10 protein-coding genes are annotated in these 14,007 nt (G+C 47.1%); 4 read left to right on the forward strand and 6 right to left on the reverse strand.

From position 1 onward, the window contains the following. Positions 1–114: 114 nt before the first annotated feature. The 3 genes from H735_RS17480 to norV are packed head-to-tail and all read right to left on the reverse strand — an operon-like array spanning position 115 to position 3,157. Positions 115–453 carry a TehB family protein gene (locus tag H735_RS17480; RefSeq protein WP_005441220.1) on the reverse strand — a complete coding sequence of 113 codons (339 nt, stop codon included), beginning with the start codon at positions 451–453 and terminating at the stop codon, positions 115–117. 42 nt (positions 454–495) lie between these two features. Further along, positions 496–1,644, reverse strand: a complete 1,149-nt coding sequence (gene norW, locus H735_RS17485; protein WP_020197161.1) for an NADH:flavorubredoxin reductase NorW — start codon at positions 1,642–1,644, stop codon at positions 496–498. A gap of 10 nt (positions 1,645–1,654) precedes the next feature. Continuing rightward, the gene (gene norV / locus H735_RS17490; protein ID WP_020197160.1) at positions 1,655–3,157 is read right to left on the reverse strand and encodes an anaerobic nitric oxide reductase flavorubredoxin; all 1,503 of its coding nucleotides are present in this window, start codon (positions 3,155–3,157) and stop codon (positions 1,655–1,657) included. A 190-nt stretch (positions 3,158–3,347) separates the two neighbouring features. On the opposite strand from norV, the gene norR reads away from it, so the two are divergent. The 3 genes from norR (at position 3,348) to H735_RS17505 (ending at position 6,315) form a co-directional block, all read left to right on the forward strand. Then, a complete protein-coding gene (norR, locus tag H735_RS17495; RefSeq protein WP_020197159.1) occupies positions 3,348–4,880 on the forward strand; it encodes a nitric oxide reductase transcriptional regulator NorR in 1,533 nt (510 codons plus the stop codon). A 97-nt stretch (positions 4,881–4,977) separates the two neighbouring features. Next, positions 4,978–5,625 carry an HAD family hydrolase gene (locus H735_RS17500; protein ID WP_020197158.1) on the forward strand — a complete coding sequence of 216 codons (648 nt, stop codon included), beginning with the start codon at positions 4,978–4,980 and terminating at the stop codon, positions 5,623–5,625. Between the two features lie 156 nt (positions 5,626–5,781). Then, positions 5,782–6,315, forward strand: coding sequence for a cytochrome b (locus H735_RS17505; protein WP_020197157.1), 534 nt, complete (start codon positions 5,782–5,784; stop codon positions 6,313–6,315). A 51-nt stretch (positions 6,316–6,366) separates the two neighbouring features. On the opposite strand, the gene H735_RS17510 is transcribed toward H735_RS17505, so the two are convergent. From H735_RS17510 to H735_RS17520, 3 genes are all read right to left on the reverse strand, one after another. Further along, entirely contained in the window at positions 6,367–7,674 is a 1,308-nt protein-coding gene (locus tag H735_RS17510; protein ID WP_027726789.1) for a dicarboxylate/amino acid:cation symporter, read from the reverse strand. An 83-nt stretch (positions 7,675–7,757) separates the two neighbouring features. Further along, a complete protein-coding gene (locus H735_RS17515) occupies positions 7,758–9,008 on the reverse strand; it encodes an NAD(P)/FAD-dependent oxidoreductase (RefSeq protein WP_020197154.1) in 1,251 nt (416 codons plus the stop codon). A gap of 232 nt (positions 9,009–9,240) precedes the next feature. Next, the gene (locus tag H735_RS17520) at positions 9,241–12,864 is read right to left on the reverse strand and encodes an Ig-like domain-containing protein (RefSeq protein WP_027726788.1); all 3,624 of its coding nucleotides are present in this window, start codon (positions 12,862–12,864) and stop codon (positions 9,241–9,243) included. Positions 12,865–13,475: 611 nt separating this feature from the next. Here H735_RS17520 and azu point away from each other — a divergent pair. Then, positions 13,476–13,928, forward strand: coding sequence for an azurin (gene azu, locus H735_RS17525; RefSeq protein ID WP_005441233.1), 453 nt, complete (start codon positions 13,476–13,478; stop codon positions 13,926–13,928). Positions 13,929–14,007: the final 79 nt, after the last annotated feature.

Genomic DNA, 14,007 nt, shown 5'->3' on the forward strand with positions numbered 1-14,007 from the left:
TTAACTGATCGGCATTAGAGACGAATCTCTGCCCTTTTACCTACGCTTAATGATTAAGCTTGATAGTAAACGCCTCTTCCCGACAAATTAGCGCTGTATTCACTTCTGTATGCGTTATTTCTTCGCGTGGAACATCGCTTGCCCACTCTTGTCTTTATTCGACCAGAAATTGATGTTGAACTGAGCATCATCGCTCATCTCAATACGGTGCCAGTACTGCGGTGGACTGGTAGCAAACTGGCCTGCATTAATCACCACCACTACTTCTGCTTCTGTTGCATTTTCATCAGCAAAGCCGTAGTAAGTCACTTGCCCTTCCATGACGCAAAGCTGTCCAAACACTCCCTCAGCGGTATTGTGATGAGTCAGTAGCGCTGGTGGCACATTGTCTTTAGTGAAGAAAGGCGTTGAACGTTGAACAGTCCAGTCTTTAGGAATTCGTAGATGCGACATAATAATACCCTCTCTAATTACAATTCTTTTCGTTTAAATCGGTTAAGCCTGCGCGGCTTGAGACAACTCTCGAAGTAATGGAAATGCTTGCGTAACTTGTTCTCCCGTCACGACGAAGCCCATGAGTCGGCTATTTTCATCTTCTGCTTTCGCGGCAATGCCAGCTTGAGAAATCTGTACGCTCCAGTTCGTCACCGAACTACAATCGCCTGCCAATTGAATTGGGTAGCTCGGCGTTTTCACCTTTACCATCATAGGCGGTAGTTTCAACTCTGCATCTTGCCCCAGTAGCTGTTTGCCCAAAGCATTGGCACTTAGCACGATCGGTTGGAGGTACGGCATCATTCGACCTTGGATCTCGGCGCAATCGCCCAATGCAAATACATTGGCAACTGATGTCTGTAATCGGGCATCTACCTCGATGCCTTTATTGACACTCAACCCACAAGCCTTCGCTAACCAAGTGTTAGCACGTAAACCCGCCGCTGAAATCACTACATCGGCTTCGATCGCTTCACCATTGCTCAAGCTTGCCACCAGCGAATCATCTGAACGATTGATCGCAACAACCCCAGTCTCAAACACAAGTTGAATACCTTGCTGCTTGAGTTGGTTTTCAAGCGGCAATGCGACGAATTCAGGAATCAAGTTAGCGAGCAAACGGGGATTTGGCTCAACCACCGTAACGGCTTTACCACTGGTTGCGAGATCCATGGTGATCTCAACACCGATCAAACCGCCCCCCATTACTAGAATTCGTTTCGCACGGCTAATTTGCTCTTCCGCTAATTGATATTCTTGTAGCGAGTTTAGCGTTATCACCTTAGGTGCTGCATCGCCAGATATTGGCGGCACAAAGGTTTTCGCGCCTGTCGCAAACACCAGTTTGGAGTAAGGATAGGTTTGGCCGTTGGCGACCACTTGCTGAGCTTGCACATCGACATGCTCAATCATGGTATGGGCGAACAGTTCGATGTTGTGTTCCTGTGCGAACGCCTCACCACTTTTAACCACTAAGTCTTGGGCGGTTTGCTTGTTGCTGAATACATGACTCAAATCGGGCTTGTTGTATTCCGCGCCATCATCAGCAGTAAACACTTGCAGCGGAATATGTGCGTCCATTCGACGCACTGTTTTCACCAATTGGTAAGCCGCAAAGCCGCTACCAATAATCACAATAGGTGCTTGCATATTCGCCCCCTTACCCGTTGTATTCGACAAAGACGTCTTTACCCAAATGGCATTCTGGGCACAAGAAGTAATCTGGCACTTCAGACCATGCCGTGCCCGGTTCAACGCCTTGATTAGGCTCGCCTTTAGCTGGGTCGTATACCCAATTACAAACGGTGCAAACCATGCATTGACAATCTGCGGGATGCGCCTCGGTACTAGGGTTACTAGGAGCAGCATCTACTGCCGCTTGTGTTGTCACAGGCGCAGCGGGTTGTGATTGAACTTGTGGTGTAGACGCCGCAACCGCCGGAGTAAGAACAGGACTTGTCAGGTCATGCTTCGCCCACAATTTCGCGATGTTCTGACCATGTTCGCGACATTCACGCATCGCTTTACCATCTGGTCGCCATTTTGTTTTCAAGCTCACTGCGGTTTCAAAGCCTGCGTCGGTCAATCGAGCATGGATACGATCCACCGCACCACCGTTCCAACCGTAGCTACCGAATGCAGCGGCCTTCTTCGCTTTAAAGCGCAAACCAGTAATTTCTTCTAGCATGCCTGCGATCTTCGGCATCATGACGTTATTCATGGTAGACGAACCAACCAAGATGCCTTTTGAGCGGAATACGTTGGCGAGAATTTCATTCTTATCATGCTTAGAGACATTAAAGACTTTGACCGCCACGCTAGGGTCGACATCGTGAATGCCTTGCGCGATTGCATCGGCCATCATTCGGGTGTTGTTTGACATAGAATCGTAGAAAATCGTAATGCGATCTTCTTGATAATTGTCTGCCCACGCCAAGTATTGCTCGATGATTTGAACTGGATTATCGCGCCATACAATACCGTGTGACGTTGCGATCATGTCGACAGGCAAATTAAAGCTCAGCACTTCTTTGATTTTAGCGGTTACCAAGCTGCTGAATGGCGTTAGGATGTTTGAGTAGTAACGCAAACACTGTTCCATCAACTCATTTTGATCCACTTCATCATTGAACAGACGTTCATCGCAGTAGTGCTGACCAAATGCGTCGTTACTGAATAACACTGCATCGCCCGTTAGGTAAGTCATCATACTGTCCGGCCAATGCAGCATCGGCGCTTCCACGAAGACCAATTGCTTACCGTTACCAATATCAATGCTATCGCCCGTTTTTACGGTTTTGAAGTTCCACTCAGGATGGTGATGATGACCCACAATCGAATCAATCGCCGCTTCTGTACAGTAAATTGGCGTGTTCGGAATCTTCTCCATCAATGCCGACAATGCGCCTGAGTGATCTTCTTCAGCATGGTTTACCACAATAAAGTCGATAGACTTAAGGTCGATTTCCATTTCTAAATTTTGGATGAATTGTTGACTGAATCGATGATCGACCGTATCAATCAATACGGTTTTCTCTTCACGAATTAGATAACTGTTGTAGCTGGTACCTTTTGTCATTTTGTATTCTGTACCGTGGAAGTCTTGAACTTCCCAATCGCGTTGACCTACCCAGTGAATGTTGTTTTTTACGTGAATTGTCATAATTACTACCTTGAATGACGGGATAAACAAAAATAATTTCTTCTTGTATTGCACCGGGCGTGCCAACTTTTAATTGCTATATATTTCAATATCTTAATTAAAACCCAACCTTAACAAGTGTCATTTGGACACAGTTGAAAATTGTCATTAAGACACTACAATAGTCATATTGACACAATCGGTATTGGCTATGACTTCTTTAATCGCGCAATGGCTACACATCACGCAAGACCTTAACTCGGCGCTCACTCAACAGGCTCGCTTTGATACGTTATTAACCACGATTCGAGACGTATTGAAGTGTGACTCTTCTGCCCTTCTTTTGTATGAAGACCAGCACTTTAAACCTTTAGCGATCAATGGATTGGCGAAAGAAGTGCTTGGACGCCGTTTCTCCATTGAGCAGCACCCAAGGTTAGAAGCTATAGCCCGAGCAGGCGACATCGTGCGCTTTCCCTCTGACAGCGACTTACCTGATCCATACGACGGCTTGATTCCAAACCACGATGACAAACTGCATGTCCATTCCTGCATTGGTTTACCTCTGCTGATCGACGATCAACTGATTGGTGCCATTACAATTGACGCCTTCGACCCCAACCAATTTGATGGGCTACGCAACCAAGAGTTACGTTTTGTCAGCGCGTTGGCAGCAGGTGGCCTACACACTGCACTCCTACTAGAACAACTAGAGACACAAGCGAGCCTGCCACGCGACTCTTACGCCGAGAAACGCACCTTAAGTAATGAAATCATTGGCAACTCTCAGGGGATGAAGAATCTTCAAGAGCAGATTGATGCAGTCGCCGATACGGAGTTGTCCGTGCTGGTTATGGGAGAAACGGGCGTAGGTAAAGAGTTAGTTGCCAGCGCTATTCACCATCGCTCTAGCCGCTCTAGCAATACTTTGGTTTACCTCAACTGTGCGGCACTGCCGGAATCAGTCGCGGAAAGCGAGTTGTTCGGCCATATCAAAGGCGCATTCACAGGCGCGATCAGCAATCGTAAGGGTAAGTTCGAACAAGCCGACGGCGGCACACTGTTTTTGGATGAAGTCGGCGAACTGTCGTTAGAGCTGCAAGCCAAGTTACTTCGAGCTCTACAATACGGCGACATTCAACGTGTGGGTGATGACCGTCATATTCGAGTCAACACACGCATTGTCGCCGCCACTAACCGCATATTGCATGAAGAAGTGACTGCTGGTCGCTTCCGAGCCGACTTGTATCATCGTTTAAGTGTCTTCCCGCTTCATGTTCCACCTCTTCGTGAACGTGAAGACGATGTGGTACTACTCGCAGGCTTTTTTGCCGAACGCTTAAGAAGCAAATTGGGATTGAACAGCATTCGTTTGTCCCCCACTTTAGTTCAAGCACTCAAAGACTATTCATGGCCAGGCAACGTGCGAGAGCTTGAGCATGTAATTAAACGTGCCGGTGTTTTGGCAAAAGCACGTACTCACGCCATAGACATTGAGTTGGTTGAGCAAGATTTTGATATTCGAACGCCGAATCAGAACATCAAGAATGTTGAAGAAACGGAGCAAAACTCTCGGCTTGAGCTACCAGAAGGCGGATTGAAACCAGCCACTGACGCCTTCCAAAAAGCGATGATTGTTCGAGCTCTGGAAGAGAATCAAGGCAACTGGGCAGCAACCGCACGTCAGTTGGAACTGGACAACGGCAACTTACACCGATTAGCGAAGCGCTTAGGGATAAAATAGGGATTGAGTAAAAAGCGTGTGAGATGGTGGAATTCAGCAAGAAAATCGATGTTGCTTGTGTCAAAATGCGCCATCTCAATCGACAAGTCATAAAGTAATGAATTATCAAGCAGCTATTTTCGACATGGATGGGTTACTCCTCGACACAGAACGCGTTTGTATGCGTATCTTCAAAGAGGCATGCGAAGCACAAAATCTTCCTTTCTTCGAAGAGGTTTACTTAACCATCATTGGCCGCAATGCCGCTGGCGTTGAAGCGATTTTTCGTAAGACCTACGGTGATGACTTAGACCGTCTGCACAATGAATGGCGTACTCGTTACGATGCGGTCGTGAAGCATCAAGCGATTCCGGTAAAAGAAGGTGTGGTTGAACTGCTTGAATGGTTGAAAGAACAAGGCTTACCTATTGCGGTTGCTACTTCAACTGCAAAAGAAGTGGCACAGAAGAAGTTGGAACTGGCGGGCCTAAGCAAGTATTTCGACAACTTAACGACAGGCTGTGAAGTGTCCCACGGCAAACCAGATCCAGAGATCTACCTGCTTGCAGCAAGTCGTCTAAACGTAGATCCAACCAAATGTATTGCGTTTGAAGATTCCAACAATGGCGTACGCTCTGCAGTAGCGGCGAATATGGTCACTTTCCAAATCCCAGATCTTGTTGAACCTTGCGAGGAAGTTCGTGCCTTTGGCCATGAGATTGTTCCTTCCTTGCATCACGCATTAGCTGAGTTAAAACAGGCATAACCCGTTTCCTCTCATCTAACTGACTAAAAACGCTCCATCTTTTGGGGCGTTTTTTGTGGATAATATTTACCCAACTTTACACTGAGATGTGTAGTTCTATTCACAACATTGATGGATAATTGCTCGCATAACCACAAATAAAACGAGGATTAATTCATGCTCAACAAGAAGCCATTAACTTGGCAAACCATTACATTGCACTGGATAACGGGGCTTGCCTTTATCGGTGTATTCGCGCTTGGCCTCTACATGGTTGATTTACCACGTAGCCCAGAAAAGTTTGAGTGGTATGGCATCCACAAATCACTAGGCGCTATCATTTTAGTTGTCGCTCTTATCCGTCTAGTGTGGCGCTTAAAAGAAGGCGCTCTGCCACCCGCTTCAGAAATGCCTGCATGGCAAGATAAAGCGGCCAAAGCAGTGCACGGTATCCTTCTGCTTGCTACTTTGGCAATGCCTATCTCTGGTATCGCAATGAGCGCAGGTGGTGGCCGAGCGGTCGATATCTTCGGTTGGGTTATTATCGCTGAAGGTCCAGAAACCCCTTGGCTTCAAGAGATTGGCTCAACCATTCATCACTCTGCAGTTGAAATCTTGATTGCCGTGTTTGTTCTCCACGTTGCTGGCGCCATCAAACACCAAGTGGTCGACAAAGATGGCACCATTTCTCGAATGCTTGGTCGCTCATAGAGTCCATATAGATACAAAAAACGCACTCTCGATTGGGAGTGCGTTTCACTTTTAGCTCATCAACATCTCAGAAGAATCGAGCGATTGAGGTTCTACCGCCTGCTTCTTCTGCCAGCGGTCGATCACAAGCGTCGCAATCAAATCCCCCTCCACATTAACAGCGGTGCGGAAGGTGTCTAGCGGTCTTTCTATCACCAATAAAATCGCAATCGCTTCCAGTGGAATACCCGCTGCTAGCAGCACTAACTGCATCCCCGACATGGAGCCCGAAGGCATACCCGGCGCACCAACGGAAGAAACCATTGCCATGATGAAAATCATCACCAATCCAGTGGTACTCAAATCCACACCAAACAACTGTGCTAGGAAAATCGCGGCGACACCTTCAAATAGCGCGGTACCATCCATGTTCATTACAGACCCGAGTGGCAGCACCATACTACTGACTTCTGGCGCGACATCTAAATTATCTTCCGCACTTTGCTTTGCTAAAGGCAGCGCTGCCGCACTTGATGACGTTGCAAACGCCATGGCTAATGGTGCTGAAATCGCTTTAAACAGCGCAACAGGAGAAATCCCCGTCATTACCTTGGCAATCGTTGGTAACACGACTAACCCGTGCACCATTGTGAGTACAAACACCAGTAACGCAAACAAGGCGAGTTGCTGAATCAGATTCCCGCTTGAAGTCAGCGTGATATCAAACACGATCGCAAAAATGGCAATCGGAGACAGCTTAACGATGCCTCGAATCATGGTGTTGACGCTTTTGTTCAGCCCCGAAATCACCGCTAACAAGGGATGACCAGATGGAACAGAAAGCAAAATCGCAACGCCTGCCATAAAGGAGAAAACCACGATCGCCAGTAAGTTGCCATTCGCCAGTGCAGCAAACGGATTCACCATCGCCATCTTAACGAGATTAGTGAGTATGGCGGCACTACCAGCGCCTTGCTCGTCAATCAAATGGACATCACTACCCACAGAAATGCTTTGGCTAAGTGGCTCCCATGCAGGTAAGGCTAACGACGCACCAAGCCCTAAACTAATGGCAATTAAGGTGGTGAAACTGTAGAAGAGTAGTGTGCGCCCACCTAGCGCTTTAAGGCGAACGGTTGAACCAATATTGGTGATGCCTTCGACAAGAGAAAACAGCACCATCAGGCCCACCACCATTTTCAGTAAGCCGAGATAGACCGTTTTGCCCAACATTAAAATTTGGTAGTAATCACTCGATAGTAAATGCGATTTGTCTGCCAACCCATGGTCGACTAAAAGAAGGATGGCTTGAGCCCCACCCCACGCGAGTAGGGCAGAAATAAGAAGTTGAACGGGCAGAGAGAGTTGCAAATGACGCATAAAAAACACCTAGCGCCACAAATCCTTATGATTTGGGCGCTCGATAAAAATGAAAAAATGGAAGTGAAGAGCCTCGGCTTGGATTAAGACCAAGAGCCTTTGTAATATGGGTTCAATAAACCTTTTACTCGTTTAAGCACCACCAAAGCCGACACGCGGAACCAACCGAAAATAACGCGCTGATGCAGCCTAAAGATCGTGTCGTACAAGCGGCGAACGTAGCGTCCACGTAATACGACTTTATCATTCATCAATGCGCCAACCGCGTAGTCATGTCCAAGAGCAACGACCATTCCGCCGTCTTTGAATACAAACGGTTTTAACTCTTTGCATTTCACCAAGCGTTTAAGTTGCTTCGCCAAATGTGCAGCGGCTTGGTTGGCGGCTTGCGCTCGTGGTGGTACAACACGTCCATCCTCTTGTGGACATTCAGCACTATCACCAATAACAAACACACTTTCATCGAGAGTGGTTTGCAGTGTTGGCAGCACTTTAAGTTGGTTAATGCGGTTGCTTTCTAGACCATCAAGATTCGCTAACCAATCCGGGCATCGAATCCCCGCCGCCCAAATTTGTAGATCAGCAGGAATGACTTCATTTTCCGTCACGATACGGTCTGCTTCTGCACGCTGAACCTTGGTGTTTAAGCGAACATTAACACCCTGCTTTTGTAGCTTCTTCAACACTTTTGTAGACATGCACTCAGCACTGGCAGGTAACACACGATCCGCCGCTTCGATAAGCGTAATCGAAAGCTGAGTATCATCTTGATAGCGGTTTAATTGCTTGCTGACTTTCGCCCACTCGGCCGCCAGCTCAACACCAGTCGCGCCAGCACCTACGATAGAAACACGATGTGAGCCGCCGTTCGCCAGCATTTGTTTCATCTGCTCCCAAGCTTTTTCTGCTTGAGAGGCTGAATCTAAGAACAAACAATGATTGCTTACGCCCGGAATTTTGAAATCGTTACTGATCGCGCCAACGGCAATCACGAGGTAATCGTAATCCAGTGTTAACTGCTGCGATAGCCCGGTCTGCTCTGGTGAAAACTCAGTACTCACAGTGATGGTTTTGTTCGCACGGTCTAAGCCTGACATGCGCGCTTGAACATATTGGTAACCGTGGCAAGCGGCATGAAGACGAAACGCAACCGAATCGAGCTCATTATCAAATGTGCCCGCCGCAATCTCATGCAGTCTTGGTTTCCATAAGTGATGAGAAGATGGCTCAACCAAAGTAACGGTATGGTCAGATTTGTCTGCAAAACTGCTCGCTAAACGCGTGACCATTTCTAGCCCCGCAGCACCACCACCGACAACAACAAAATTCGACATACTCCCCTCCCGGAAACCATCCATCGAAAGATAAAAATCAAAAACGCAGCAAATACGTTTGGAATGGCGGGCAGTATATTGAGTTGCAAATAAATGATAATAAACAGAAAAAGAAAATAACTATTACGGATTTGTAATAATAAAAAACTAAACACCTGAACCTAATGCGAAAAACAAAAAAGCCACCACTTTTCAGTGATGGCTTTGCTTTATCTATGTTGCTTTGTCTTAATTAGCGAGGATCAAGACCTAGCTTTTGTAGTACCAGTTTGAAGTTCTCGCGGCGCTCTTTCACATTGTGAACATCACCTGTCGAACACGTCAGGTCCGGACAGCCACGGTTAACGATGCCTGAAACGTCATCGATAAATTGTGAACCTTGCAGACCACTATCCACGTACTTCTTCAGCTCGTTGTGGTAGTTCCAATCCGCGTACTGACCGCCTTCATCGTTGTACGCCTGTACAGACGTTACCCAATAGAACAGACCAGCGATCCACTTGATTTCTTTGTTCTCTTCCGAGCTACAAATCAGACCTGGGTTAGAACAGAAGTCTAGCTCAGCATAAAGTGGGTTCGCCGGTGGCGCTTCTACCGTTACGCCATCAATTGTCTTACCAATGGTTGATGGATCAACGTGCGAGCGACCTAGGTAGTGGTTAAGCGTACCGAAGTTCTGACGACCTGTGGTTTGGATAACACCACGACCCCACCAGCCACAGCCTTCAACGCTTTCTTGGCTGCTGCCGTCCCAAATGAACTTACCTGCTTTCTGACCCACATAAGTCTTACACTCGTCGCGTTCCCATACTTGTTTAGACGTATCTACACTTTCTGGAACATCGTTACAGTGACCGTTGTTTGTCCAACGACCGGCTGCACCGTTCACCAATAGACCACGCTCTTTAAGCACTGCATCAGGTGCAGCAAAGACTGGAGCTGGGGCGCCATACCATTTCGCATGAGTCAGAGCACTAACTTCCATTTTGTCATCACGAGGACAAGAGTACGCATGATCTAAACCTGAAACTGGGTTTACGCCGTAATCTGCGTATTTCTGACCCAATTGACCACAACTTGCTGTCATTGGGTAATCCGCAGGCGCGCCGTATTTCACTTCAGACCAGTTGTTTTCATCACACGCATTGTAGCGGATGGTCTCTTGCATACTTTGCGCAAGGAACGCAGCAATCGCGACTTTCGCGTATTTGATGTTGGTTGCGTCATCAACTTCATCGTTCATCAACCAGAACTTGTTGCCCGCTACACCAATGTTGTGCATTGCGTTCAAGCCATCTAGGAAGTCGTTCCACTTGTAAACCGTTGACGGAACCCACTGAGATTGTGGTGTTTCGTATAGGAAGGCTTCGTTATCCATCACGCTTTCAGCATTTGCTAACTCTTGGTTTAGCGCTTCAATGCGAGTCAATGAACCTTTCTCTAACTCTTCACCTACGTAGTACAGTGGTACTTTCGCCGTTTGGTAAAGCTCAATCTTGCTGGTTAGGGCTTGAGAGTCTTGATCAAACATCAATGCAAACACGTTGCTGTACGCGGCTTTACGGATTTGCTGATCGGTTTGCGTGTTACCCATGAAGTAGTTTGCGGTTTGCTCTGTCGGCATGTTCGCTAGCATTGCAGGCGCTTCAACGTAATCTGTTACCTGTTTTACGTACTCAAGTGCGTGGTGCCACTGCTCACTAGTTAGCGCAACGGTCGCGTTTGATTTAGTAAACGCCACAAAGTCAGCTTTGTTCGCAGCATCTGCTTTGTAAAGCTCGAAACTATCAAGTAGATCGGCCGTGAAAACGGACGCTTCATCCCATACAGACTGACGACCAGAGTGCGTATCGTAAGCAAACTCACCAATGCTTAGTGACCAACCAAATGTCGCTTGTGGCGCAAGGGTGGTGAAGATCAAGTTGTACGCATGCGCCCAGCCTTTCACGTCATCGCTCAGTGCGTTGATCGCATCAATATCAATACGGCTACCCGTGATATCAATGGCATTCGTCAGTGCTTCTTTAACCGCAACGGCACCAAACGATGCACCTTTGTCTTGCGTAGCGAGATCCAGAACATCCGATTGAATCACGATAGATGCTGTACCCGCGCTCTCTGCTTGTTCGATAGCCGACACAAACGAACGTGTCAGTTGCTCTAGGTCTTTTAGCGCATCACCGCTGCTTGCTGCGATAGTTAGCGTGCTTGGTGCTTGAGTGGATGGGCTCGCCACTACGAATGTATTTGGCCAACCTGCCACTTCTAGACGTACTGGGTCCATTGGGTTACGCAGTGATAGTGCTGGCGCTGTACCCGGCTCAGTACCATCACAGTTTAGATGTAATGACCATGAGCTATCGCTGCCAGGAACAGATTGAGTCCAGTACACCGCTGAGTAAGCAATGTTCTTATGAACCATAATGTCACCGCCTGTTGCGTGATCACCACGGGTCCAGTCTGGGTACACATTAAAGTCAGCACACAGTCCACCTGTTGGCGGAGGTGTCGGTGTTTCTACTTTTTCAACTGTGATGTTTACACGTGCTGTCGCCGTTAGGTTCTCAGCATCCGTCGCAATCGCTTCTAGCTTAACTGCACCAACTTCTGACGCCGTCCAGTTACAAGAGAACTGGTTTGTGGTTGCTGCGTTGAAGTCACAGATTTGCTTGTTGTTTGCTTTCACGATAACGCGAGACAAATCGTCATCAGCATCCGTTGCACGAACAAAAATCGAAACCGCTTCGCCTTTTTCAAACTTCGAACCATTTGAAGGCGAAGAGAAGCTTACTTCTGGCTCAACAAAGCTTGGCGCTGCTTCAATAGCAACTGCGATACTGCGTTGTTCAACCATTTGGTTGTTCTGATCGAGAACCACCACTTTAAGTGTCGCATTGCCCACTTCATTTGGCGTCCAAGATTGAGAATACGTCGTTTGACCTGCAGCTATGTTACGTTGACCTAGCTTGCGGTCATTTGCCCAAAACTCCAGTTTCGAGATTAATTCACCATCAAGGCGTGCTTTGATCGTCGTTGCCTGACCCACCATCAATGTTTGACCTTGTGTAGGCGCGACGAACGTCAGCTCATGCACTTCTGGCTCCACAGGTGGCTCAACTGGCTTCTCTTTTACTGAAATGCTGACCGCTTGTTGCTGTGTAAGACCTGAGGTGTCTTCCACTACAGCTTTGATCGTGTGAGCACCTGAGCCAACAGAAGTCCAACTCGCTTGGAATGGAGCTTGTGTTACGCGAGCTACTTGTTTGTTGTCGACAAAGAAAGTCACCGCTTTAACGCTAGTATTAGTCGCCGTTACGTTTGCTAGCATGGCAACCGCTTGGCCTTCTTCAAACTCAGCACCGTTCACTGGCGATGCCAATTGAAGAGAAATTTCTGGTTCGCCAACTTCACCTTCATCGTCAGCAATCAGACGAATAGTATTTTGAAGAAGAGTCAGATCCAACACGCCGCTCACACCGAGCGTTAGCTCAATGCGTTTACCTGCCGGAAGTTGGGATTTCACCCAGCTACCGCTATCAAAAGCGAGCGCAAGTGTGTTCTTGAACACGTTACCTTGCGCGTCGCTGGTGAACTTCATTCCCGGGTAGCTGATGCCAGTCGCAGACCAAGATGGTGTCGACATTGATAGGTTTGAATCAAACGTCACTTTCGCATCACGCAGTTCAACTGGCTTTGAACCGTCGTTCGTTAGGATCACTTTGTAAGTGTTCCACCACTGGCTTTCTGAGCCGACGATAGTTGCGTCTGTGATCACTCCTGCGTGTGCAGCAGGCAACCCCATACCGATCGCCAATGCTAAAACACTTGGCATGATCGCTAGCGTATTCTTTCTCATAATTAAGGACTTATACAAACAACAATAAAAAGGAACAGCATTATAGAGGGGGACTTTTTTCGCGCCGCAGCGGACAGATGTAACCAAATGTAACTCAACTTACAGGTGTAAAAGTGCCAAAAATAAAGCGTCTTTTTACGTCAATTTGACGACATTTCGCACGCAATCGATAAGCAAACATAAATCTGGGACTCTAGTTCAATTTTCTGAAAGTGTGCGCAAGATTAAACAAATCAATTTATCCGTTTCTACAAATAGTGGAATTTGTGTTTTTCGCGCCTTTATGTATCTGAAAATCAATAAGTTACAGAATAAATACACTTGAAATACTTAGTTACATGTTAGCGAAAAAAGCACCAAAACTTGGGCGTTCTTAAGACATAAATGGAGCGCCTAAAGCGGTTATCAAGATCGTCTTCACACTTCTGAATTGAAGCGCTAAAAATAAGGTATATGAATGATCATCCAGTGAAAACGATAAGTATAACTTTGCAACAAAACGTCAATATCCGGATTGAAGCACGGTTTCAGATTGAATATTCGATGATAATGAGATGCATTGGATCGGTTTGAATCCAAGTCAGCCCAAAATAAAATATGGAGAGTGTTATATGTCTTTACGTTTAGTAGCAGCAACCTTTGCACTAGTTGGAATGAGCTTTGGCGCACAAGCGAGCGCAGAGTGTGAAGTGTCTATCGATGCAAACGATATGATGCAGTTTTCGACCAAAACTTTAAGTGTTCCGGCAACGTGTAAAGAAGTAAAACTGACGCTGAACCACACAGGTAAGATGCCAGCGCAGTCAATGGGTCACAACGTGGTCATTGCAGACACGGCTAACCTACAAGCAGTCGGTACAGAAGGCATGTCAGCAGGCCTTGAAAACAACTACGTGAAACCTAACGATGACCGTGTTTATGCCTTCACTAAAGTGATCGGCGGCGGTGAAAGCACATCCATCACGTTCAGCACAGAGAAAATGACTCCAGGGGGCGACTACTCGTTCTTCTGTTCTTTCCCTGGTCACTGGGCAATCATGCAGGGCAAATTTGAGTTCAAATAAGCGTTCACGCTCGAACTTAAGCCTCTGAAAAAGAAAAGGGAAGCACGATGGCTTCCCTTAGTTGTATCTGTAGTTCAAA

The sequence above is a fragment of the Vibrio owensii CAIM 1854 = LMG 25443 genome, from assembly GCF_000817815.1.
GTDB lineage: Bacteria > Pseudomonadota > Gammaproteobacteria > Enterobacterales > Vibrionaceae > Vibrio > Vibrio owensii.

Coding starts and splice junctions, on each gene's coding strand:
- H735_RS17515 (WP_020197154.1), bottom strand. CDS start 9,008: ATGTCGAATTTTGTTGTTGTCGGTGGTGGTGCTGCGGGGCTAGAAATG.
- azu (WP_005441233.1), top strand. CDS start 13,476: ATGTCTTTACGTTTAGTAGCAGCAACCTTTGCACTAGTTGGAATGAGC.
- H735_RS17510 (WP_027726789.1), bottom strand. CDS start 7,674: ATGCGTCATTTGCAACTCTCTCTGCCCGTTCAACTTCTTATTTCTGCC.
- H735_RS17505 (WP_020197157.1), top strand. CDS start 5,782: ATGCTCAACAAGAAGCCATTAACTTGGCAAACCATTACATTGCACTGG.
- norV (WP_020197160.1), bottom strand. CDS start 3,157: ATGACAATTCACGTAAAAAACAACATTCACTGGGTAGGTCAACGCGAT.
- norW (WP_020197161.1), bottom strand. CDS start 1,644: ATGCAAGCACCTATTGTGATTATTGGTAGCGGCTTTGCGGCTTACCAA.
- norR (WP_020197159.1), top strand. CDS start 3,348: ATGACTTCTTTAATCGCGCAATGGCTACACATCACGCAAGACCTTAAC.
- H735_RS17520 (WP_027726788.1), bottom strand. CDS start 12,864: ATGAGAAAGAATACGCTAGCGATCATGCCAAGTGTTTTAGCATTGGCG.
- H735_RS17500 (WP_020197158.1), top strand. CDS start 4,978: ATGAATTATCAAGCAGCTATTTTCGACATGGATGGGTTACTCCTCGAC.
- H735_RS17480 (WP_005441220.1), bottom strand. CDS start 453: ATGTCGCATCTACGAATTCCTAAAGACTGGACTGTTCAACGTTCAACG.